Below are 20,892 nucleotides of genomic sequence, written 5' to 3'. Positions count from 1 at the left end.
CCGCGCCTTGGCTGAATCCTTACTGAGGCCATTGCTCCAGCAGCATCGCCACGAACTTTTCGGCAGCAGGTGACAGTGACGCGCCACGCCGGGAAACCAGGCCCAGAGTCCGGTCAACCACCGGATCTACCAGCGGAACGCTGACCAGGGTCGGATGCCCTTCAGCCGGCATCGCCAGGCTGGGCATGGCGGATATTCCAAGCCCCGCTTCGACCATGCCCAGCGATGTCGACAGGTGCTGCACTTCATAGAACCACTTTGGCCGCCAGCTCAACCCGGCCAGCGCATGGTCGAGAATCATCCGGTTGCCGCTCAGGCGGCCAACACCGATCAGGCGATATTCACTGAGTTCGATCCAGGCAACCGACTCCCGCTTTGCCAGTTCATGATCGCGCCGACAGGCGAGCACGAAAGGCTCTTTGACCAGCGGCACGAACTCGATATCCGGGTGTTGCCCGCTCATCATGTTGATGCCGAAATCAGCCTCCCCTCGCAACACGGCTTCCAGACCTTCATTGGCACTGAGGTCCAGCAGGCGGATGCGAATCTTGGGGTAACGCTCGTTGTACAGGCGGATCACGGAAGGCAGAAAGTAGAAAGCAGCCGTGGGAATACAGGCAAGAGTCACCTGGCCAATCTGGCGCTCTGCCAGCTCCCTGATATTGAGAATCGAGTCCTCGAAATCATCCAGAAGCCGTCGCGCCTTGGGGAAAAAATCGCGGCCGACACTGGTCAGGCTGACCCGGCGAGTGGTGCGATCCAGCAATGAGGTGCCCAGACCCTGCTCCAGCTTCTTGATTCGCCGGGTGAGCGCTGGCTGGGAAATATGCAGCACTTCAGCGGCTTCATGGAAGCTGCCAAGTTCAGCGATTTTCACGAACGATCGAATATCTTGCAGCTCATATTCCACATTATTTTCCTTTTGGTGGATTGCGATGGGCCTTCAAGACCAGCGAGTTATTATTTACCAAAGTGGAATAATAGCTACGATCTTTGCATTGGATACGCTTAAAAATCCATGGGACTCTTGCTTTCAACACATCAATTACCCCAATTGATCAACAAGAGTCCGAAATCATGCAACCGATTCCCTGCGTCCTGATGCGCGGCGGCACCTCCAAAGGGCCGGTTTTTCTCGCCAGTGATTTACCTTCATCGACCGCTGAGCGTGATGAGTTGCTGCTGGCCCTCATGGGCTCGGGCCATGAGCTGGAAATCGACGGCATCGGTGGCGGCAGCCCGCAGACCAGCAAAGTGGCAATCGTCAGCCCGTCGACCCATGAAGATGCCGATGTGGATTACCTGTTCGTACAGGTCATGGTTTCCCAGCGCCGCGTCGATACTGCGCCCAATTGCGGCAACATGCTCTGCGCCGTAGGGCCGTTTGCGGTGGAGCAGGGTCTGGTCGAGGCGAGCGGCGACGTCACTCAGGTGCGGATTCGCAACCTCAACACCGGCACCTTCGTCTGCGCCGATGTTTACACACCCGGCGGTCAGGTCAGCTACGAAGGCCAGACCCGCATCGACGGTGTACCCGGTACGGCAGCGCCTGTGCAACTGACTTTTCTGGACGCGGCCGGCAGCAAGACCGGCAAGCTGTTCCCCACCGGCCAACAGACTGACATCTTCGACGGCGTGCCGGTGACCTGTATCGACATGGCCATGCCCATGGTCATCATCGAAGCGTCCCTGCTGGGCAAGCGTGGCGATGAAACGCCCGCCGAACTGGATGCCGACAAGGATTTCCTGCGCAGGCTCGAAGCTTTACGCTTGCGCGCGGGAATGGCCATGGGGCTGGGAGATGTGAGCGACAAAGTGATCCCCAAACCCGTACTGGTTTCGCTGCCCGACGCCGGTGGCACCCTCAAGGTTCGCTACTTCATGCCGCATAACTGTCATAAGGCCCTGGCGATTACCGGCTCTATCGGCCTGGCCACCGCCTGCGTCAGCGAAGACACCGTTGTTGCCCGCTTGCTGGGTAATACCGGGGCCACGCGCCTGCAAGAAGTACGAATCGAGCACCCAAGCGGTTCGATCCAGGTCGCACTGGCCTATGTCGGAGAAAACGGGCAAACCATCCGCGCTTCGGTGGTTCGCACGGCACGTCGCCTGTTCTCCGGCGAGGTCTATGCCCCGGCCGCGCAACTGCTGGCGGGCTGACGTTTTACAGCTGCATCGTGCTCTGCCTGACATCGAGTACCGCATCAGAACAACTCCAATAATGGGTGATGCAACATGAAAATCGCTAAATCGCTCTACTTTCAGATTATCTGCGCCGTGATCCTCGGGGTTCTGGTCGGTCACTTCTGGGCTCAACAAGCCATCGCCCTGAAACCTCTGGGCGATGCGTTCATCAAGCTGATCAAAATGATGATCGCGCCGGTGGTGTTCTGCACCATCGTCACCGGCATTGCCGGCATGAGCGACAAGCGCTCTCTCGGGCGCCTGATGAGCAAGACCATGCTGCTGTTCCTCGCCCTGACGGTGGTCAGCCTGCTCATCGGCCTGATCGCGGTCTATGTGATCAAGCCAGGCGTCGGCATGAACATTGACCCGGCAAAACTCAGCACTGCCGGACTGAGCCAGTACACCGACTCCGCCGCGAAACTGGGTGTCGTGGACTTTTTCATGCACATCATCCCGGACACCTTCATCGGCGCGTTCAACAAGGGTGAAGTATTGCCGGTGCTGTTTATCGCCGTGTTGTCCGGGTTCGCCCTGTCGTCGCTGGGCGAGCGTGGCAAGCCGGTGCTCAATGTGCTGGAATCGGCATCGCACATGGTCTTCAAGATCTTCTCGTACCTGATGCGCTTCGCTCCGATCGGTGCCTTTGGTGCCCTGGCATTTACCGTGGGCCAGTACGGCATTACGTCTCTGGGCTCGCTGGCCAAGCTCATCATGACCTTGTACATCGCCTGCGGCTTCTTCGTGTTCGTAGTACTGGGCGGAATCTGCCGCGCTCACGGCTTCAGCCTCTGGAAACTGCTGCGTTACTTTCGCGAAGAGTTTCTGGTGGTGCTTGGCACATCCTCAACCGAGCCTGTCATGCCGCGCATGCTGGAGAAACTTCAAGCCCTGGGCTGCAAGAAAGGCGTCGTCGGCCTGGTACTGCCAACGGGTTACTCCTTCAACCTGGACGGCACAGCGATCTATCTTTCCCTGGCCGCCATTTTCATTGCCCAGGCGTGCAATATCGAACTGAGCATGACGCAGACCCTGACCATGCTGGCAATCATGCTGCTGTCATCCAAGGGCGCGGCGGGTGTGACCGGCAGCGGCTTTGTCGCCCTGGCATCGACCCTTACCGTCATCCACGATATTCCGCTGGCAGGCCTGGCATTGCTGATCGGTATCGACCGCTTCATGTCCGAAGCCCGGGCGCTGACCAGTCTGGCCAGTAACGCCGTCGCGACGGTGGTGATCTCCCTGTCGGAAAACGCATGTGACCGCCAGGCACTCATGCAACGCCTCGACGGGAAAGCCATCGCCGCCACGCCTGACACCCCGCAATGGGACAGCACTGCGCAGGCTGCCGAGCGCACCTGACACACACATACACAAATCAATCGATATCCATTCGAGCAGGCAAGGCATCGTTCACGCGATGCCCTGCAGGCCCGGCGGCATTCGCTTGCCCATGAATAACAACAAGAGAATATCCATATGCTTGCCTTTCTTGGCCTGGCCATGGTCGTGGTGTTCACCTACCTGATCATGTCCAAACGCTTGTCTCCGATTGTCGCGCTGACTCTGGTACCCATCGTTTTCGCAATCATTGGCGGCTTTGGCGGCACCACCGGCAAAATGATGCTCGACGGCCTGAAAATGGTCGCACCCTCCGCGGCCCTCCTGTTGTTCGCCATCCTGTTCTTTGGCCTGATGATCGATTCGGGCCTGTTCGACCCGCTGATTCGCAAGATCCTCAAGCGGGTCAATGGCGACCCGATGAAGATCGCGGTGGGCACCGCGCTCTTGTCACTGACTGTCGCCCTCGACGGTGATGGCACGACCACTTACATGATTACCTGCGCAGCCATGCTGCCGCTGTACAAGCGCATTGGCATGAACCCGATGATCCTCGGCATCATATCGATGCTTTCCCTGAGCATCATGAGCGGCATGACGCCATGGGGCGGCCCTGCAACCCGAGCCATTGCCGCGCTGGGCCTGGATGCCGGCGAGTATTTCATTCCGTTGCTGCCCACCATGATCGGCGGTGCTGCCTGGGTGGTGTTCACGGCCTTTCTGCTGGGCCGCGCCGAGCGCAAACGCATAGGCAACGTGCAGTTGCAGAGCGGCGGCGGTGATTGCTACATCGACGAAATACTGGGCAATACGCCGCACAAACGCCCCAAACTGGCCTACGTCAATCTGGCGCTGGTCATTGCCGTGATGATTGCGCTGGTAACGGGCCTGATGCACTCGGCCGTGCTGTTCCTGATCGGTTTCGTCGTCGCGCTGATGATCAACTACCCGCAACTGGATATTCAGAAAGAACGCATCCTGGCCCACTCCGGCAATGCCATGACCGTGGTGCTGCTGGTCTTCGCCGCCGGGGTTTTCGCCGGGATCTTCTCCGGCACCAAGATGGTCGACGCCCTGGCGCAGACCCTGGTGGACTGGATTCCACCGCAATGGGGGCATCTGTTCCCGCTGGTCGTCGCCCTGACCAGCATGCCGCTGACCTTTGTGCTGTCCAACGACGCTTATTACTTCGGCGTGGTACCGATCCTTGCCAATGCCGCAGCCGCCTATGGCATCAGCCCGCTGGAAATTGCCAGGGCTTCGATTCTGGGCCAGCCGGTACATCTGATGAGCCCGCTGGTGGCCTCGACCCTCTTGCTGGTCGGCATGATCGACCGCGACATCGGTGAGTTCCAGAAAGCCACCTTGAAATGGGCGGTGCTGACCTCCCTTGTGGTCACGGCCCTGGCTCTGCTGACCGGAGCCCTGACGCTGTTCGTCTGACCTCACCCACCCCGTAACACGACTACTCACGGGTCCTGAAAAGGACCTGCGGATCACTGCACCTCCAATAACAACAACGAGTATTGAGCATGAGTATGTTTTTCAAGCGTGGAGCCATTTTTTCCGTGTTGGGAGCCCTGCCCTGCGCCAGTGTCGGCGCTGCGGGTTTCATTGAAGACAGCAAGCTGAAGCTGCAACTGCGCAACGTCTACTTCAATGAAAACTTCCGGGACGAGAACGGCATGAGCGTCCGTGCGGCGAGTACAGCCAAAAGCGAGCGTACCGAGTGGGCACAAGGCTTCCTGCTCGACTATCAGTCCGGCTTTACTCAGGGGACTCTGGGTTTTGGCCTCGATGCACTCGGGCTGATGGGCGTAAAGCTCGACTCGGGCAAGGGCCGTAGCGGCACCGGATTGCTGCCGGTGCATGGCGACGGACGTGCGGCGGATGAGTTTGCCAGCCTGGGCGCAGCCGCAAAAATGCGTCTGGCCAAGACCACCGTCAAATACGGCTCGTTGCTGCCCAAAAACCCGGTGCTGATTTACAACGACGCTCGCCTGCTGCCACAGACTTATCAGGGCACCCAGTTCACCAGCAACGACATCGACAACCTGACCCTCACCGGCGGCCATCTGGATCAATTCAAGTTGCGCGACTCTTCGGACAGCCGCTCGATCGTTCCCGACGGTTTTACTGGCAAAGGCTCGGACTTCTCTTATATCGGCGGGGACTACAAGCTCGGCAAGAACATTCGCCTCAGCTATTTCCATGGCGAGCTTGAGGATTTCTACCGCCAGAACTTCGCCTCGATCCAGCACGACCTGCCGATTGGCAAAGGCGTGCTGACCAGCGATCTGCGTTATTTCCATAGCGTGGATGCCGGCGCGGCGCGAGATGGCAAGATCGATAACGACATGCTCAGCGGGCAACTGACCTACGCTCTGGCCGGGCACAGCTTCAGCGGCGGTTACCAGACACTGAGCGGGGATGCAGGCCTGCCTTATATAAGCGGCGCAACCGTGTACTCATTCACCAATGTCGGGATCGGCAAATTCATCGAAGAGGATGAAAAGACCTGGATGCTCGGTTATGGCTATGACTTTTCACGGGTTGGCATACCGGGCCTGTCGTTTACGACCAAATATCTGAGTGGCGACAATGGCAAGTCCGGCTCGGCAAGGCTGCACGAGTGGGAGCGCGATGCCGAACTGGCCTATGTGCTGCAAGGCGGGACCTTCAAAGGGCTGGGCATGAAGCTGCGCAACTATGTTTACCGCTCGGATTACGCACGGGGGCGTGACAGCAACCGGATTTACATTACCTATGAGATTGCACTCTGGTGACCGGATACCGGTCGGCGAGTGAGGTTTTGTAGCTGACCATCACTCGCCTGCTCTTTATATAAAGTCTCGTAAAGGGCTCATGCCAACTCTTCAAGCTCGGCCAGCAGATCCGGCTCGATCACCAGCTCACTGGCAGAGAGGTTTTCGCGCAGGTGCGCAACCGAAGAGGTCCCCGGAATCAGCAGGATATTGGGCGAGCGTTGCAGCAGCCAGGCCAGCGCCACGTTCAGAGGCGAGGCACCCAGGCGAGTCGCGACGCAAGACAGGGTTGTCGATTGCAACGGGCTGAAGCCACCGAGGGGAAAGAACGGCACGTAGGCAATGCCTTGCTGGCTCAGCTCTTGGATAAGCTGTTCATCTGCCCGGTGAGACAGGTTGTAATGGTTCTGCACACAGACAACCCTGGCGATTCCTTGAGCCTGTTTGATCTGCGACGCCGTGACATTGCTTAGGCCCAGATGACGAATCAACCCTTGTTGCTGCAATTCGGCCAGAGTCGTGAACGCCTCCTCGATCGGCCCCTCTTCGGGAGCCTGCTGGCTGCCCCAGGCCCGCAGGTTCACAACATCCAGCACATCGCGCCCCAGGTTGCGCAAGTTGTCATGCACCGCGCGGGTCAGTTCGGCAGGGCTCGGTGCCGGGTTCCATGAACCATCTGCACCGCGCAGGGCGCCGACCTTGGTCACGATCACCAGATTGTCCGGGTATGGCTGCAAGGCTTCGCGGATCAACTGGTTGGTCACATGCGGGCCGTAGAAGTCCGCGGTATCGATATGGTTGACACCCGATGCCAGTGCTTCCTGCAAAACAGCCACTGCCGCTTTCGGGTCTTTGGGTGGGCCGAAGACATTGGGACCGGCCAATTGCATCGCGCCATAGCCCATGCGATTGACCGTACGGTCGCCCAACAAGAAAGAACCTGCCTTGCGTGCATTGCTCATGTCGTCCACCTCGGGAAATGTGTTCAGGCCACTATAGGCATTGACGACTCCACTGATAATACAGTGCAATCCGCACAGGTTGTACGCCGGAGAGAACAGTGCCCGCAGATATCCAGGACTTGCTGTCCTATGTGATTGTCGTAAAAGCCGGAGGCTTTCGTGAGGGAGCCAGGGCCAGCGGCAAATCCGCCTCCAGCCTCAGCGATGCCGTGCGGCGCATCGAAGCAAGGCTCGGCGTGCGTCTGCTCAATCGCACTACGCGCAGCGTAATGCCCACCGAGGCGGGTGCGCGCTTGATGGAGCGGATCGTTCCAGCCCTTGCCGAGGTCGAGACATCCCTGGATGTGGTGAATGACTTCCGCGACGGCCCTTCCGGCACCCTGAAGCTGAACGTACCTGCCAGCGCGGCCAGACTGGTACTGCCCGCAATCATCACGCCCTTTCTGCAAGCCTGCCCCGACATCCGCCTGGAAGTGGTCATCGAAGAAAGCTTTGTCGACATGCTCAAGGAAGGTTGTGACGCCGGGATTCGTTACGATGAACGTCTTGAAAAAGACATGATTGCCATCCCCATCGGCCCGAGACTCCAGCGCATGGCGACAGCAGCGTCACCCGCCTATCTCAAGGCCCATGGTCGCCCAGAGCATCCGCAAGACCTTCTGCAACACTCATGCATACGGGGTAAATTCGCCAGTGGCGCCATGCCGCTCTGGGAGTACGAACGTGATGGCGAAACCGTTTGCGTAGACCCCACTGGCCCTTTGCTGGTCAGGGCTGGAGGGGCTTACGACCTGGCGGTCCAGGCGGCAATCGATGGCCTGGGCATCATTTATCTTTTCGAGGAGTGGATTCAACCGCATCTGCAAAGTGGAGCACTGGAACCGGTGATGGAAACCTGGTGGCAGGAGTTTTCCGGGCCTTATCTCTACTATCCCGGTCGCCGCTACCTGCCTTCCCCGCTCAGGGCATTTGTGGACTTTGTCAAAGAGCAGAACCTCACCCGGCCTGACAGCAGAAAATCTGGCCTATTTTCTCCTTGACCAACTCCATGAACGCCGACACCGCAACGGGAAGATGTTTGCGACTCGGGTAAAGTGCATTCAGGCTGAGGCCTGCGCGCTGGTATTGCGGGAGTACCGATACAAGCCGGCCAGCCTGCAGATCCGCGTGGGTAAGCGTGGCGGGAAGCAAGGTTATGCCAAGCCCGGCCATTGAGGCCTTGCGCAGTGATTGCGCAGTATTGCCGATGAACCGGCAGGTCACCTGAACCTCTTCTTCAACACCGTCAGGCCCGTCGAGGCGCCATGTGGCAAAACCGCTGGGATGGGAAAAGCCTACGCAGTCAAACCCAGCCACATCCTGCAAGGTTTCGGGTTGCCCATGCTCGGCGATATAAGCAGGGCTGGCCACGAGTCCACTGCTGCTGGTGCCTAGAATCTGCCGACTGACATAACCCAGATCGTTAAGCGGCCCACCCCGAAACGCAACATCGATCTGATCGGCAATCAGGTCAGCCTTGTCATCACTGAGTACGAATTCGAGCCGCATCTTGGGGTACAACGCCATGAATTCGGCGACCCACTCCATCTGAAAGACATCGAAGAAGTCGGCAGGCACTGCCACACGCATCAGCCCGCTGGACTCCTGACTGCCCATCATCAATGCCTGACCGGCATCGGCCAGATCATCCACGGCACCGGCACAGCGCTCGTGAAAGGTCTTCCCGGCATCGGTCAGGGTGAGCTTGCGCGTCGAGCGCTGCAACAGCCTGGAACCCAATTGCGCCTCAAGCTGCTGTACGCGACGGCTCACCGTATTGGACGGAATCCCCATGCGCCTCGCGGCCTCGGCAAAGCTGCCGTAACGCACGACCTGAACGAAGAGCGCGACATCATTGAGATCAAGCATCTGGCCAATTCCATTGAAATATGGACGAGTTAAATACAATTAGTCCATCTAGTAAACAGACAGGCGGCCTTTTATCTTCTTCGCACCTGCAATCACTTTCAGGCCGACCCTAGGCCCTACCTGTCAGAGAAATATCCATGAGCAATCACGAAACCTTGCTATCGCCTTTCCAACTCGGATCCCTGCCCTTGAAGAACCGTCTGGTGGTGGCACCCATGACCCGCAGCCGTGCAGGTGAAGGAGATGCTGCTACGCCTCTCGTCGCTGAATATTACCGTCAGCGGGCAAATGCCGGCCTGATCATCACTGAAGGTTCACAGGTGTCGGCTCAGGCCAAAGGCTATCCGCGAACGGCTGGCATTTTCACGCAGGCACAAATTGCGGGCTGGAAGCAGGTTACCGACGCAGTACACACGGCAGGAGGACGTATATTCCTGCAACTGTGGCATGTCGGGCGACTCTCTCACCCGCTGGTTCAAGCCAACGGCGAGCTACCCGTAGCGCCCTCAGCCATCAAGGCCGAAGGTGAGCTGTATACCCCGCAAGGGCTCAAGCCCTATGAAACACCCAGGGCTCTTGCGCTGGATGAAATCCCGGGAGTTGTCGCGCAGTTTCGCCAGGGTGCCGAGAATGCAAAGCTTGCCGGCTTTGACGGTGTGGAAATCCATGGCGCCAATGGCTACCTGATCGACCAGTTCCTGCGCGATGGCGCCAATCTGCGCACCGATGAATATGGCGGTTCTGCCGAAAATCGCGTTCGCTTCCTCAAGGAAGTGGTCGAAGCGGTGATCCCGGTTTTTGGTGCAGATCGCACCGGTGTACGTCTCTCCCCCAACCTCAATATTTTCTCGGTCAGCGACAGCACTCCACAGTCGACCTTCGAGCACGCCGTAAAAACCCTGAGCGGTTACGGTCTGGCTTACCTGCATGTTGTGCAGTTTGGCGAAGGCCACTTCGACTTCGTGAAGCTGAAACAGCAATTTGGCGGAACCTATATAGCCAATGGCGGCTTTGATGCGGATCGGGCAGAGGCGACCATTCAGGCAGGCGACGCTGAACTGGTCTCGTTCGGCACACCTTTTCTGGCCAACCCGGATCTGGTTGAACGCATCCGGCAGGGAGCCGCGCTCAATACTCCAGATCAGGCGACGTTCTACCAGGGTGAAGAACGTGGCTATACCGATTACCCCGTCCTGAACGCCTGACTGTCCCTCAGCGCAGACAATGCATATGCGTTGTCTGCCAGACCGGATCGTCCTCTACATCGACCGTCACAAAGCCCTGCTTTTCCCAGAAGCGGATCGCGCCCGGCAGAAACGGGTGGGTGTGCAGATACAACACCTCGACGCCACTGGCATCGGCCTGCGCCTTGAGCGCTTCGTACAACCGCCCTGCCAGCCCGGCACCTCTGAATTCGTGGCTGACGAACAGACGTACAATCTCCACCGTTCTGTGGCCTGCGTAGTCCAGTTGAGCAAAGCGATGGTCGTAAGGCAGATACCCGATGGCTGCGATGATCCGGCCTTCGCAGCAGGCGATCAGGAACTTGCCGTCCTTCGCGTCCAGATAGACCTGTTCAAAGTCGGCCAGATCAGCCGGAACGGTGCTGGCATCGAGCATGGGAAATATTTCGGCGCGGGCCGCCATGACAAAGTCGATGGCGCGGGGAATGTCGGCAGGCTGGACTTCAGTGATGGTGATGTTCATTACAACTGACCTGGCTGGGGTAACGCAGGGTAATACAACACAAAACCGGGTAGGAGCGAATTCATTCGCGAGAGGCCGGTACATCCAATTCATCTCTATATGTCTGGAATAATCTTCGCGAATAAATTCGCTCCTACCGGGTATTCATGCACAGATTTACAGCATTGCCGCCCCATGACGCACCAATGCAAAGCGGGCCTGCGCCGCTCTATCCAGTCATAACCCCTTGAAAACAGGCCTTCGGGCAAGCTGGCACACCCCCTGCATAGTCTCCGATAACCCCACCATGAATGTGGTCGGGCGGTGCATCCGGCAACGTCGCCCGATGACACCCAAAACACTTGATGAATAACAGGCAAAGGCGCCTGGAACCGAAAGGTTCCGGGCGCCTTTTTTTTGGCTTTGAAAAACCTGATTGGCCTCGGCCGGGACTTGCTATGAACACCACAGTCTTACCCTTCAGCGATGTACAGACCCTTATCGTCGTCGGCAATGGCATGGTCGGTCATCATTGCGTCGAGCAGTTGATCGCAGGCGGCGCCCTTGATCGCTATCGCATTCATGTCTTCGGCGAAGAACGCCAGCGTGCCTACGACCGCGTGCATCTTTCCGAATACTTCACCGGCCGCGATGCCGAATCCCTGGCCATGAGCGATGCGGCCCTCTATCAGCAAGCCGGGCTGACCCTGCATCTGGGTGTTCCAGTGCTGGAGATCGACCGGGATCGTCGCGAGATCATCACCGCTGAAGGCTGCTTCACTTATGACAAGCTGATCATGGCCACGGGCTCGTTCCCGTTCGTGCCGCCAATCGAAGGTGCGCAAGGCGACTCACGTCTGGTCTACCGCACCCTCGAAGACCTGGACACCATTCGTTACGCCGCCAGCAAGGCGCGTCGCGGTGTAGTCGTGGGTGGCGGCCTGTTGGGGCTGGAAGCGGCAAACGCCCTGAAATCCCTGGGGCTTGAAGCCCATGTGGTGGAGTTCGCGCCACGCCTGATGCCGGTGCAACTGGACGATCTTGGCGGCGCGGCCCTCAAGGCCCGGATCGAGGCTCTGGGCGTTGGCGTGCATCTGTCCCGCGCCACGCAGTCGATCAGCGACGGCAAGCAGTATCGCTATCGCATGAACTTCGCCAACGACGAATTCCTGGAAACCGATCTGATCGTGTTCTCTGCCGGTATCCGCCCGCAGGATGCGCTGGCTCGCCAGTGTGAACTGGAACTCGGCCCTCGTGGCGGTATTGCCATCGATGAACACTGCCGCACCAGCGATGCGGATATTTATGCAATTGGCGAGTGCGCCGCCTGGAATGGCAGCGTCTTCGGTCTGGTTGCACCGGGCTATCAGATGGCCCGTAGCGTTGCAGCACAGCTTTGCGACAAGGAAGCCGATCCTTTCTTCGGTGCCGACATGTCCACCAAACTCAAACTGCTGGGCGTGGACGTCGGTTCGATTGGCGATGCCCATGGCGCACTGGCGGGTGCAGTCAGCTACCGCTTTATCGATGAAGCCACTTCCAGCTATCGCCGCCTGGTGGTTTCAGCCGATGGCAAGCAAGTGCTAGGCGCGGTGCTGGTGGGCGACAACAGTTATTACGACACCCTGCTGCAATACGCGCAGAACGGCATTCCCCTGCCCGCCGACCCGTCCAGCCTGATCCTGCCCCGTGGCGAAGGCGCGCCGACCCTGGGGGCCGATGCCCTGCCCGCCACGGCAACCATCTGCTCCTGCCATAACGTCAGCAAGGGCTCGATCTGCTCGGCCATCGATGCAGGCTGTACCGATCTGGCCGGCATCAAGACTCAGACCAAGGCCTGCACCGGTTGTGGTGGCTGCGCAGCCTTGCTCAAGCAGGTTTTCGAGCATGAACTGATCGCCCGTGGCGTCAGCGTCGACAAGAGCCTGTGCGAACACTTCGCCTACACCCGTCAGGAGCTGTATTCGATGGTCCGCGTCGAAGGCATCGAAACCTTCGAGGAACTGCTGACCCGCCACGGCAAGGGCGCCCATGGCTGCGACATCTGCAAACCTGCCGTCGGCTCGATTCTCGCGTCCTGCTGGAACCGGCAGATTACCGAGCCTTCGCTGGTGCCACTGCAAGACACCAACGACACCTTCATGGCCAACATGCAGAAAAACGGCACTTACTCGGTGGTGCCGCGCATTCCCGGTGGCGAGATCACACCGGACGGCCTGATTGCCATCGGTGCCGTGGCCAAGAAATACGACCTGTACACCAAGATCACCGGCGGTCAGCGTATCGACCTGTTCGGCGCACAACTCCACGAACTGCCGGATATCTGGAGCGAATTGATCGAAGCCGGTTTCGAGACTGGCCATGCCTACGGCAAATCGACGCGGACCGTGAAATCCTGCGTGGGCAGTACCTGGTGCCGCTATGGCGTACAGGACAGCGTGGCCATGGCCTTGCGTATCGAAGACCGCTACAAGGGCCTGCGCTCGCCACACAAACTCAAGTTCGCCGTTTCTGGCTGTACCCGCGAATGCGCGGAAGCACAAAGCAAGGATGTGGGTGTCATCGCCACCGAAAACGGCTGGAACCTCTATGTAAGCGGCAACGGCGGCATGCGCCCACGCCATGCGGAACTGTTCGCCACTGACCTGGATGACGAAACCCTGATCCGTTACATCGACCGCTTCCTGATGCTCTACATCCGCACCGCCGACAAGCTGCAACGCACCTCGGTCTGGCGCGAGTCGCTGGAAGGCGGCCTGGATTACCTCAAGGCCGTGATCATCGACGACAGCCTGGGGCTGGCCGAAGAGCTGGAAGCGCAGATGCAACTGGTGGTCGACCGCTATGAATGCGAATGGGCCAACGCCCTCAAGGACCCGGAAAAGCTCAAGCGCTTCCGCACCTTCGTCAACGACAAGCGCAGCGACCCGGATGTCCACTTCGTCAAGGAACGTGAGCAACGCCGCCCTGCAAAACCTGAAGAAATCGCCCTTATCCCGTTCAAGGAGGTGGTCTGATGAGCCAGTCCAATGTGGCCTATGCCGAAAAAACATCCGCCACGCACACTCAATGGCAGACCCTGTGCTCGCGCCGGGATCTGGTGGCCAACTCCGGCGTAGTCGCCTGGCTCGATGGCGCACAGGTCGCGCTGTTCTACCTGCCTGAAACCAGCGAAGGCGAAAAGCTTTACGCCATAGAGAATCGCGACCCCAAATCCGGTGCCAACGTCATCGGCCGCGGCCTCATAGGGCAGATTGGCGGGGAACTGGTCATCGCATCGCCGCTGTACAAGCAGCACTTTCGTCTGCACAACGGCACGTGCGTGGAATACCCGGAGCAACAACTTGAAGTCTGGCAGGTACGGCTGAATGGCGAACAGGTGGAAATCGCGGTTTAGGCCATCTCAGGGCAAGTCTTGGCGTGTTATTTCACAAGAAGGGTATGGCTGATTCTTCTGTGGTCGCTGTGAAATACCACACCAGGCTTCAAACGAAAACTCATGCAGTATTACGGGCGTTCAGCGTAGGCCACCACTGGCCGTAATTTCTTCGCCCGTTACAAAGCGCGCATCATCGGACGCTAGAAATGCCACAACACGAGCAATATCTTCTGGTGTACCAGAACGACCGAGTGGAGTCTGAGATATGATGCCCGCAGCCATCTCAGAGCCAACGATGCCAGCGGCTGTAGTACCTTCGGTCACCACGAAGCCTGGGCTGACGACGTTAACCCGCACGTTTCGTGGCGCAAGCTCCTTGGCAAGCACGCCAGATATTGCATTGACAGCGGCCTTGCTCGCTGTATAGATCGAGGTACCAGGCGTACGCAGGCTGGTAATTGATGACGAAATGTTGATAACGCTTGCACCCTCCCCAAGATGCTTGATGGCAGCTTGAGTGGTAAGTACTACCCCAAGCACGTTGATGTCAAAGAGGCGACGATACTGCTCCTCGGTTACGTGTTCGACCGGAGCAACATCAAAGACGCCCGAGTTGTTGACCAGAATATCCAGCCGGCCGAAATTCGTTATAGCGGCCTCGATCAATGCTTGAGCCTCTGCCGCTATGGAAACATCAGCCTTCAACGCGATAGCGTGGCCGCCAGATGATTTGATGGCGTCGACAACCGCATCTGCGCCTTCGCGACTCGATGCGTAATTGACCACTACTGCTGCGCCGTCCTGCGCTAAAGCCTTGGCTATACCGGCACCAATCCCCTTTGAGGCCCCCGTCACAACGGCTACTTTACCTGCCAGTTTCTTCATGATTCATACCTTTTCATGCTAAATTTCGACATTAAATTAATTGAGACTGAGACCGGAACCGATGCTTTTCCTGAGTCAGAGAGCAATTGGTTCCTTAGTTCCGATATTAGGAACTATAGGATTACAGGTCAAGCAAGAAGTGAAGCGACCATGAGACCCATATTTCATCCTGCGATTGAGGACGTTCAACCCCAAGCCATCCTCCATGCGCTGTCTGATCCGAACCGGGCAGCGATTCTGGCCAGGATCCTGACTTCGGGTAGTGTCAAAGCCTGCTCGGTTGTAGCCAGACTGGGTGATCGGGTCATCCCGAAATCATCTCTGTCCACCCATTTCAGAGTGTTACGTGAAGCAGGATTGATCCGTAGTGAGCGCCATGGGGTGGAGATGAGAAACCACTCGCGTTTTGCCGAAGTTGATGCGCGATTCCCGGGCCTGGTTGCAGCGATTATCAACGCTTACGCCTCGGTTATCGTTAACGACCCTTCCGGGGCGGACGAATAGCACCGACCTGTTTTTCAACGCAGCATCACCGATGCGTAGATACATTTCGTCTAGAGCCTACAAGGTTTATCTGTATATCCATACAGATAAACCTTGCTCACAACGCTTTCAGTGTTCATCCTTACCGCATTCAAAACCCGTCAATGCAAGCGGTGGTTATGCGGCTGTTTCTCTGCGAAAAACCCTCACAGGCCAAAGATATCGCCGCCGTCCTCGGCGCGACCCGGCGTGGAGACGGTTGCTGGACAGGCCCCAACGCCACCGTGACCTGGTGCATCGGTCACCTGCTGGAAACCGCGCCACCGGATGCCTACGATGCCCGTTACAAACGCTGGGTGCTGGAAGACCTGCCGATTGTCCCGGACAAATGGAAAATGCTGGTCAAACCCCGTACCGCCAGCCAGTTCAAGGCCGTAAAACGCCTGCTGGGTGAAGCCCGAGAACTGATCATCGCCACCGACGCCGACCGGGAAGGCGAGATGATTGCCCGCGAACTGGTAGAACATTGCCGCTATCGTGGCCCGATCCAGCGCTTGTGGCTGTCGGCACTGGACGACGCTTCGATCCGCAAGGCGCTGGCGTCCCTCAAGCCCGGTGCCGATACCTTCAGCCTTTATCATTCGGCACTTGGCCGCTCCCGCGCCGACTGGCTGATCGGCATGAACATGAGCCGTCTGTTCACCCTGCTCGGTCGCCAGTCCGGGTATCAGGGCGTGCTGCCGGTGGGTCGCGTGCAGACGCCAACCCTGCGGCTGGTCGTGGATCGCGACCGCAGTATCGCCGACTTCGTGCCCGTGCCTTACTGGGCCATCGACGTCAGACTGCTGCATGACGGCCAGGCATTCATTGCCCAGTGGCGAGCGCCTTCGGATGCCTGTGACGATCAGGACCGCTGCCTGAACCAGCCACTGGCGCAACAGGCCTCAGAGGCGATTCGCAATGCCGCCAGCGCCAGGGTCGTAAAACTGCGTACCGAACGGATTCGCGAGGCTGCGCCCTTGCCTTTCGACCTGGGCACCTTGCAGGAAATCTGCTCGAAAAAACTCGGCCTTGGCGCTCAGGAAACCCTGGATATCGCCCAGGCCCTGTATGAAACCCACAAGGTCATCACCTACCCGCGCAGCGATTGCGGTTATCTGCCCATGAGCCAGCATGGCGAAGCGGCGGGCATCATCGCCGCGCTGGGCAAATCCGATCCTGCGCTGAGCGAACTGCTCAGGCATCTGGACCCGCAACGCCGCTCACGGGCCTGGAACGACGCCAAGGTCAGCGCCCACCACGGCATCATCCCCACCGCTGCCGCCCGAGGCATCGAGCGCCTGACAGGCAAGCCGCGAGCGGTCTACACCCTGATCCGCGCGCGCTATCTGGCGCAGTTCCTGCCCAACCACGAATACGACCGGACCCAGGCCGACTTCGACTGCGCCGGGCAGGCCTTGCGCGCCATCGGCAAGCAGATCATCGAACCGGGCTGGAAACGCGCCATGCCCGAAGCGCTGGCCCCGGCCAAAGGTCGCGAAGCCCCTGCCCCGCAAAACCTTCCCGCGCTGTTTCAGGGCTGCGACTGCCCGGTGAGCGATGTCATCCTCAAGGACCTGTGGACCCAGCCGCCCAAGCCCTTCACCGAAGGCGACCTGATCAAGGCCATGAAGAATGTCGCCAGGCTGGTGGAAGATCCGCTGCTCAAGCAGAAGCTCAAGGACACCACCGGGATCGGTACCGAAGCCACCCGCGCCGGTATCATCCAGGGGCTGCTCGACCGGGGTTATCTGATCAAGCAAGGCAAGGCCTTGTCTGCCACTGCCGCAGCGTTCAGCCTGATCGATGCCGTCCCTCGCGCCATCGCCGACCCCGGCACCACCGCCATCTGGGAGCAGGCGCTGGATATGGTGCAAAGCGGTGAAATGAGTCTTGAAGAGTTCGTTGCCAAACAGGCCGCCTGGATGAGCAAGCAGGTCACCCGTTGCGTCGGCCTGCGCCTGACCATCAGCGGCCCCGCCAGCCCGGCCGGTGGCGCAGCGCCCTGGAAGAAAAAACGCAAGACCGGCACGCGCAAAGCGGCCGGAACCACTGCAAGCAAAGGCAAACGCCCGCCAAGAGCAACAAAGAAAGCCTGACCCCATTTGTATCTCGCCGCTTACAACTTGCAGCTTATCGCTTGCAGCTTGCCCCTGCTTTTCACTTTCCCCCCCTATACATCAATGCCGTATTGATAGCACAATAATGATAATGATTAGCATTTACTAACATTAATGAATCTTAATTGTTACAATCTGGCTTTCCGTTTGAAGATGACTGCCACCAGAAGAAGGGAGCGGCACCACCATGCGTGTATTAGTGGTAGAAGACGACATATCGGTCAGCCACTGGCTTGGCAGCAAACTCCATGCGTTCGGCCATAACTGCAAGTTGACCCATGACGGTGAGGGCGCGCTGGAAATCCTCACCCAGGAAGCGTTCGACGTTGTGGTACTGGACCGCATGCTGCCCAGGATGGATGGCATCGAACTGCTCAACAGGCTCCATGGTCGCTCCCGCCCTCCCGTGCTGATCCTGTCGGCAAACGACCAGACCAGTGACCGTGTCGAAGGTTTGCGTGCCGGTGCGGACGACTATCTGGGCAAGCCTTTCGACTTCACCGAACTGCTTTTGCGCCTGGAGGTGCTGGCTCGCCGGCACAATCAAACCGCTATGGAAGAAGTGATCTACATCGAAGACTTGCGCATCGACCTGGGCCAGCGCAGTGCATGTCGGGCCGGGCGCAATATCGACCTGACCGACAAGGAGTTCCGCCTGCTGCAAGTGCTGGCCGAGCACCCGGGCCAGACGGTCACCCGCACCATGCTGCTGGAAAAGGTCTGGGGCTATCACTTCGACCCGCAGACCAACCTGATCGATGTCCATATCTCAAAGCTGCGTACCAAGATCGACAAGGGTTTTGAACGCAGTCTGCTGAGGACCATTCGTGCAATCGGCTATGAACTCGGCTAGTCGTTTCGAGCTGCGCCACATCCTTGAAACCAGCAATTTTCAACAAGCCGCCACCATGGCATTTGCCTGTCTGCTGGTGGCCTTGCTGTCGGTCATCGGCAGTGGTTGCGTGCTTGAAAGCGTCATGCGCAGCCACGTGCGGGAAATGATCCTCGCCGACGTGCGCACCATGCATGAACTGACCCAGAGCCGCAGCAGCCATCAGGTTGCCGAACTGCTCAGGCAGCGGGACCTCTATGACCGGCGCAGCGAGCGTCATTCGCTGCTGCTGGACCCACAGGGCAAGGTCCTGACCGGCGATGCGACGATGCACGAAGTCATGGACTGCATCGCGGCACGCTGCCCGGATAACTGGCGAAACATTCGTAACAAAGAGCGGCAGATCATGGGGCTGGTGATCGAGCTTCGCGACGGCGGCCGCTATTTCAGCGCCTACGACCTGCAACCGATGCTGGAGCGCACCCAGATCATTCCGCTGATGGCCGGTGCCGGCCTGTTTCTGGTGCTATTGGGCAGCCTGATCTTCAGCCTGCGTTACAGCCTGCGCAAGCTGTACCGCATAGAACGTATTCATGACGCGCTGAAACGCTTTGCCAGTGGCGATCATCAGGCCTTTCCGCCCCATGACCGCAGCGGCGACGAGCTGGACCGGCTGGCCACCGAGATCTATCGCAATCTGGAGCGGATCAACAAGCTGATGGCCGAGGTCAAGGGCGTGACCAGCCATATCGCCCACGAACTGCGCACGCCGCTGACGCGATTGCAGAATCGTCTGGTCAGCGCAGCCGAAATCGCCACTGGCGATGTGCGCGAAGCCCTGTGGTTGGCCGCTGATGAAAGCGAACGTATCCAGAGCCTGTTTCGCGCAGTGATGCGGGTCGGGGAAGTGGAAACCGGGCGTTGCGCCCATCTTTTCGAGGAGTTTCCGGCTCAGGATCTGCTCAACGATCTGCGCGAGTACTACTTGCCCCTGGCCGATGAGCGCAACTCGCCACTGGTGCTGAACATAGACCCCGGCTGCCGGATCTGGGGCGACCGCGCCCTGCTGTTCCAGGCCATGGCCAATCTGGTGGACAACGCACTGAAATATGCGCCGCGCAACTCCACGATCACGCTCTTTGCCCGGCATCGCCCTCTCTTCGCCACCCTTGGCGTGGCGGATCACGGCGAAGGCATTCCGGCTTCTGCAACGGAACAGGTGGTGGAACGCTTCCATCGCCTGCATACCTCCGGCGACATTCCCGGCAACGGGCTCGGCCTGACACTCGTCAAGGCCATCAGTGAACTGCATGGCGGCTCCCTGCGGCTGAGCGACAACCAGCCCGGCCTGCGTGTCGAATTGCAGTTGAGCCGGGCGATTCCTTAAGGCTTCTTAATGATCCCCGCCTTGCCGCTTAATGAGAATAAATCTTAGTATCGTTTCACCTTATTGAACCGTCCTCGACCGCTGTTCACTGCGGTCGGGATTCCCTTTTCCGACATCTCACACAGGCTTGCGCCATGCTCAACTCCTTCAAGAAATTCCTTCGCGACGAAAGCGGCGTGACCGCCATTGAATACGGCATTCTGGCGGCTTCCATGGCCGCAGCCATCGGCTACATCTTCGGCTCCGACGGCCAGTTCATCGGCGCGCTCAAGGAACGTTTCGGTGGCATCGCCGACCAGATCAGGTCCACCAACAACAGCACCGGCAGCAACTGACGTTACCCCGCAGGATTCCCGTCCATGACCAGCCTTGTCGTCGTTCTGCTGTTACCCGCCTTGTGCTGGGTCGTGGTCACGGACCTGCTGTATCGCAAGATCCATAACCGACTGGTGCTGGCATTGCTGGCGGGATGGCTGGCATTGCCGCTGCTGGCGCCCCTGAATGTCGGCCCTTTTGCAGGTCTGGGCGTCTGGCAGGTCATTTCTGCCATGGGCTGGTCTACGGCAGGCGCGGCGCTGGTCCTGCTGGTCGGTTACGGCCTCTACATGATCGAACGGGTCGGCGGCGGCGACGTCAAGCTGATGACCGTGCTGAGCCTGTGGATCGGCAGCGAAGACCTGATCACCTTCCTGATCATCACCTCGCTGGCTGGCGGCATCCTGGCGCTGGTACTGCCCACGCTGGAAATGCTCGAAGCCGCTCTTGCAAGGGGCGTGATGTGGCTGATCCGGCGCATGCCGCAAGACGCTATCGCGGTACCGATCATCTATGACGCTCAACGCCCCGCAGGTATTCCCTACGGCCTGGCCATCGCAGCAGGTGCGCTGTTCACCTTGCTGTTTCCCATCCACACCTGAACCC

19 protein-coding genes are annotated in these 20,892 nt (G+C 58.9%); 14 read left to right on the top strand and 5 right to left on the bottom strand.

Going from position 1 to position 20,892, the window contains the following annotated elements; translation table 11 throughout:
- Positions 1-19: 19 nt before the first annotated feature.
- The gene (locus tag Q6A51_RS01250; RefSeq protein WP_025259696.1) at positions 20-910 is read right to left on the bottom strand and encodes a LysR family transcriptional regulator; all 891 of its coding nucleotides are present in this window, start codon (positions 908-910) and stop codon (positions 20-22) included.
- A 167-nt stretch (positions 911-1,077) separates the two neighbouring features.
- Here Q6A51_RS01250 and Q6A51_RS01245 point away from each other — a divergent pair, with 167 nt between their 5' ends.
- The 4 genes from Q6A51_RS01245 (at position 1,078) to Q6A51_RS01230 (ending at position 6,311) form a co-directional block, all read left to right on the top strand.
- Positions 1,078-2,160 carry a 4-oxalomesaconate tautomerase gene (locus Q6A51_RS01245; protein ID WP_201017646.1) on the top strand — a complete coding sequence of 361 codons (1,083 nt, stop codon included), beginning with the start codon at positions 1,078-1,080 and terminating at the stop codon, positions 2,158-2,160.
- 75 nt (positions 2,161-2,235) lie between these two features.
- Complete coding sequence (locus tag Q6A51_RS01240; RefSeq protein WP_201017647.1) at positions 2,236-3,546, top strand: dicarboxylate/amino acid:cation symporter; 1,311 nt, start codon at positions 2,236-2,238, stop codon at positions 3,544-3,546.
- 117 nt (positions 3,547-3,663) lie between these two features.
- Positions 3,664-4,968, top strand: coding sequence for a CitMHS family transporter (locus tag Q6A51_RS01235; protein WP_201017648.1), 1,305 nt, complete (start codon positions 3,664-3,666; stop codon positions 4,966-4,968).
- Between the two features lie 89 nt (positions 4,969-5,057).
- Positions 5,058-6,311 (top strand): OprD family porin, encoded by a 1,254-nt coding sequence (locus Q6A51_RS01230; RefSeq protein WP_304573933.1) that lies wholly within the window; start codon positions 5,058-5,060, stop codon positions 6,309-6,311.
- Positions 6,312-6,388: 77 nt separating this feature from the next.
- Here Q6A51_RS01230 and Q6A51_RS01225 read toward each other — a convergent pair whose 3' ends face one another.
- Positions 6,389-7,252 (bottom strand): aldo/keto reductase family oxidoreductase, encoded by an 864-nt coding sequence (locus tag Q6A51_RS01225; protein ID WP_201017650.1) that lies wholly within the window; start codon positions 7,250-7,252, stop codon positions 6,389-6,391.
- Positions 7,253-7,350: 98 nt separating this feature from the next.
- Here Q6A51_RS01225 and Q6A51_RS01220 point away from each other — a divergent pair, with 98 nt between their 5' ends.
- A complete protein-coding gene (locus Q6A51_RS01220; RefSeq protein WP_201017651.1) occupies positions 7,351-8,292 on the top strand; it encodes a LysR family transcriptional regulator in 942 nt (313 codons plus the stop codon).
- Here the strand turns inward: Q6A51_RS01220 and Q6A51_RS01215 are convergent.
- On the bottom strand, positions 8,249-9,160 hold the full coding sequence (locus Q6A51_RS01215; RefSeq protein WP_304573932.1) for a LysR family transcriptional regulator: 912 nt from the start codon (positions 9,158-9,160) through the stop codon (positions 8,249-8,251). The two genes, Q6A51_RS01220 and Q6A51_RS01215, sit on opposite strands and share 44 nt — an antisense overlap.
- A 137-nt stretch (positions 9,161-9,297) precedes the next feature.
- Here Q6A51_RS01215 and Q6A51_RS01210 point away from each other — a divergent pair, with 137 nt between their 5' ends.
- Positions 9,298-10,365 (top strand): alkene reductase, encoded by a 1,068-nt coding sequence (locus Q6A51_RS01210; protein WP_304573931.1) that lies wholly within the window; start codon positions 9,298-9,300, stop codon positions 10,363-10,365.
- Between the two features lie 7 nt (positions 10,366-10,372).
- Here the strand turns inward: Q6A51_RS01210 and Q6A51_RS01205 are convergent, their stop codons facing one another.
- The gene (locus tag Q6A51_RS01205; protein ID WP_304573930.1) at positions 10,373-10,867 is read right to left on the bottom strand and encodes a GNAT family N-acetyltransferase; all 495 of its coding nucleotides are present in this window, start codon (positions 10,865-10,867) and stop codon (positions 10,373-10,375) included.
- A 437-nt stretch (positions 10,868-11,304) separates the two neighbouring features.
- Between Q6A51_RS01205 and nirB the strand changes: the two genes are divergently transcribed.
- Complete coding sequence (gene nirB, locus Q6A51_RS01200) at positions 11,305-13,863, top strand: nitrite reductase large subunit NirB (RefSeq protein ID WP_304573929.1); 2,559 nt, start codon at positions 11,305-11,307, stop codon at positions 13,861-13,863.
- On the top strand, positions 13,863-14,243 hold the full coding sequence (gene nirD / locus Q6A51_RS01195) for a nitrite reductase small subunit NirD (protein WP_201017655.1): 381 nt from the start codon (positions 13,863-13,865) through the stop codon (positions 14,241-14,243). Before nirB ends, nirD begins: the two co-directional genes overlap by 1 nt.
- A 120-nt stretch (positions 14,244-14,363) precedes the next feature.
- Here the strand turns inward: nirD and Q6A51_RS01190 are convergent, their stop codons facing one another.
- On the bottom strand, positions 14,364-15,110 hold the full coding sequence (locus Q6A51_RS01190) for a glucose 1-dehydrogenase (protein WP_304573928.1): 747 nt from the start codon (positions 15,108-15,110) through the stop codon (positions 14,364-14,366).
- A 150-nt stretch (positions 15,111-15,260) separates the two neighbouring features.
- Between Q6A51_RS01190 and Q6A51_RS01185 the strand changes: the two genes are divergently transcribed.
- The 6 genes from Q6A51_RS01185 to Q6A51_RS01160 all read left to right on the top strand — a co-directional run bounded on the left by Q6A51_RS01185 (position 15,261) and on the right by Q6A51_RS01160 (position 20,888).
- On the top strand, positions 15,261-15,614 hold the full coding sequence (locus Q6A51_RS01185) for an ArsR/SmtB family transcription factor (protein ID WP_304573927.1): 354 nt from the start codon (positions 15,261-15,263) through the stop codon (positions 15,612-15,614).
- Between the two features lie 158 nt (positions 15,615-15,772).
- Positions 15,773-17,731: a DNA topoisomerase III gene (locus tag Q6A51_RS01180; protein WP_304573926.1), complete on the top strand. Its 1,959-nt coding sequence runs from the start codon at positions 15,773-15,775 to the stop codon at positions 17,729-17,731.
- Positions 17,732-17,939: 208 nt separating this feature from the next.
- Positions 17,940-18,605: a response regulator transcription factor gene (locus Q6A51_RS01175; protein ID WP_025259684.1), complete on the top strand. Its 666-nt coding sequence runs from the start codon at positions 17,940-17,942 to the stop codon at positions 18,603-18,605.
- Positions 18,592-19,971, top strand: a complete 1,380-nt coding sequence (locus tag Q6A51_RS01170; RefSeq protein ID WP_201017659.1) for a sensor histidine kinase — start codon at positions 18,592-18,594, stop codon at positions 19,969-19,971. Before Q6A51_RS01175 ends, Q6A51_RS01170 begins: the two co-directional genes overlap by 14 nt.
- 134 nt (positions 19,972-20,105) lie before the next feature.
- Positions 20,106-20,306, top strand: coding sequence for a Flp family type IVb pilin (locus tag Q6A51_RS01165; RefSeq protein ID WP_201002965.1), 201 nt, complete (start codon positions 20,106-20,108; stop codon positions 20,304-20,306).
- 24 nt (positions 20,307-20,330) lie between these two features.
- Positions 20,331-20,888, top strand: coding sequence for an A24 family peptidase (locus Q6A51_RS01160; RefSeq protein ID WP_201017660.1), 558 nt, complete (start codon positions 20,331-20,333; stop codon positions 20,886-20,888).
- Positions 20,889-20,892: the final 4 nt, after the last annotated feature.

This window comes from Pseudomonas serbiensis, assembly GCF_030580745.1.
Taxonomy (GTDB): Bacteria; Pseudomonadota; Gammaproteobacteria; order Pseudomonadales; family Pseudomonadaceae; genus Aquipseudomonas; species Aquipseudomonas serbiensis.
The sequence above is the reverse complement of the archived record's forward strand: the minus strand, read 5'-3'. Positions and strand labels throughout refer to the sequence as shown.

Bases quoted from the DNA above. Each gene is read 5' to 3' on its own strand.
- Q6A51_RS01215 (WP_304573932.1), bottom strand. From the start codon at position 9,160: ATGCTTGATCTCAATGATGTCGCGCTCTTCGTTCAGGTCGTGCGTTAC.
- nirD (WP_201017655.1), top strand. From the start codon at position 13,863: ATGAGCCAGTCCAATGTGGCCTATGCCGAAAAAACATCCGCCACGCAC.
- Q6A51_RS01245 (WP_201017646.1), top strand. From the start codon at position 1,078: ATGCAACCGATTCCCTGCGTCCTGATGCGCGGCGGCACCTCCAAAGGG.
- Q6A51_RS01170 (WP_201017659.1), top strand. From the start codon at position 18,592: ATGAACTCGGCTAGTCGTTTCGAGCTGCGCCACATCCTTGAAACCAGC.
- Q6A51_RS01230 (WP_304573933.1), top strand. From the start codon at position 5,058: ATGAGTATGTTTTTCAAGCGTGGAGCCATTTTTTCCGTGTTGGGAGCC.
- Q6A51_RS01205 (WP_304573930.1), bottom strand. From the start codon at position 10,867: ATGAACATCACCATCACTGAAGTCCAGCCTGCCGACATTCCCCGCGCC.
- Q6A51_RS01190 (WP_304573928.1), bottom strand. From the start codon at position 15,110: ATGAAGAAACTGGCAGGTAAAGTAGCCGTTGTGACGGGGGCCTCAAAG.
- Q6A51_RS01235 (WP_201017648.1), top strand. From the start codon at position 3,664: ATGCTTGCCTTTCTTGGCCTGGCCATGGTCGTGGTGTTCACCTACCTG.
- Q6A51_RS01160 (WP_201017660.1), top strand. From the start codon at position 20,331: ATGACCAGCCTTGTCGTCGTTCTGCTGTTACCCGCCTTGTGCTGGGTC.
- Q6A51_RS01210 (WP_304573931.1), top strand. From the start codon at position 9,298: ATGAGCAATCACGAAACCTTGCTATCGCCTTTCCAACTCGGATCCCTG.
- Q6A51_RS01185 (WP_304573927.1), top strand. From the start codon at position 15,261: ATGAGACCCATATTTCATCCTGCGATTGAGGACGTTCAACCCCAAGCC.
- Q6A51_RS01180 (WP_304573926.1), top strand. From the start codon at position 15,773: ATGCGGCTGTTTCTCTGCGAAAAACCCTCACAGGCCAAAGATATCGCC.
- Q6A51_RS01240 (WP_201017647.1), top strand. From the start codon at position 2,236: ATGAAAATCGCTAAATCGCTCTACTTTCAGATTATCTGCGCCGTGATC.
- Q6A51_RS01225 (WP_201017650.1), bottom strand. From the start codon at position 7,252: ATGAGCAATGCACGCAAGGCAGGTTCTTTCTTGTTGGGCGACCGTACG.
- nirB (WP_304573929.1), top strand. From the start codon at position 11,305: ATGAACACCACAGTCTTACCCTTCAGCGATGTACAGACCCTTATCGTC.
- Q6A51_RS01165 (WP_201002965.1), top strand. From the start codon at position 20,106: ATGCTCAACTCCTTCAAGAAATTCCTTCGCGACGAAAGCGGCGTGACC.
- Q6A51_RS01175 (WP_025259684.1), top strand. From the start codon at position 17,940: ATGCGTGTATTAGTGGTAGAAGACGACATATCGGTCAGCCACTGGCTT.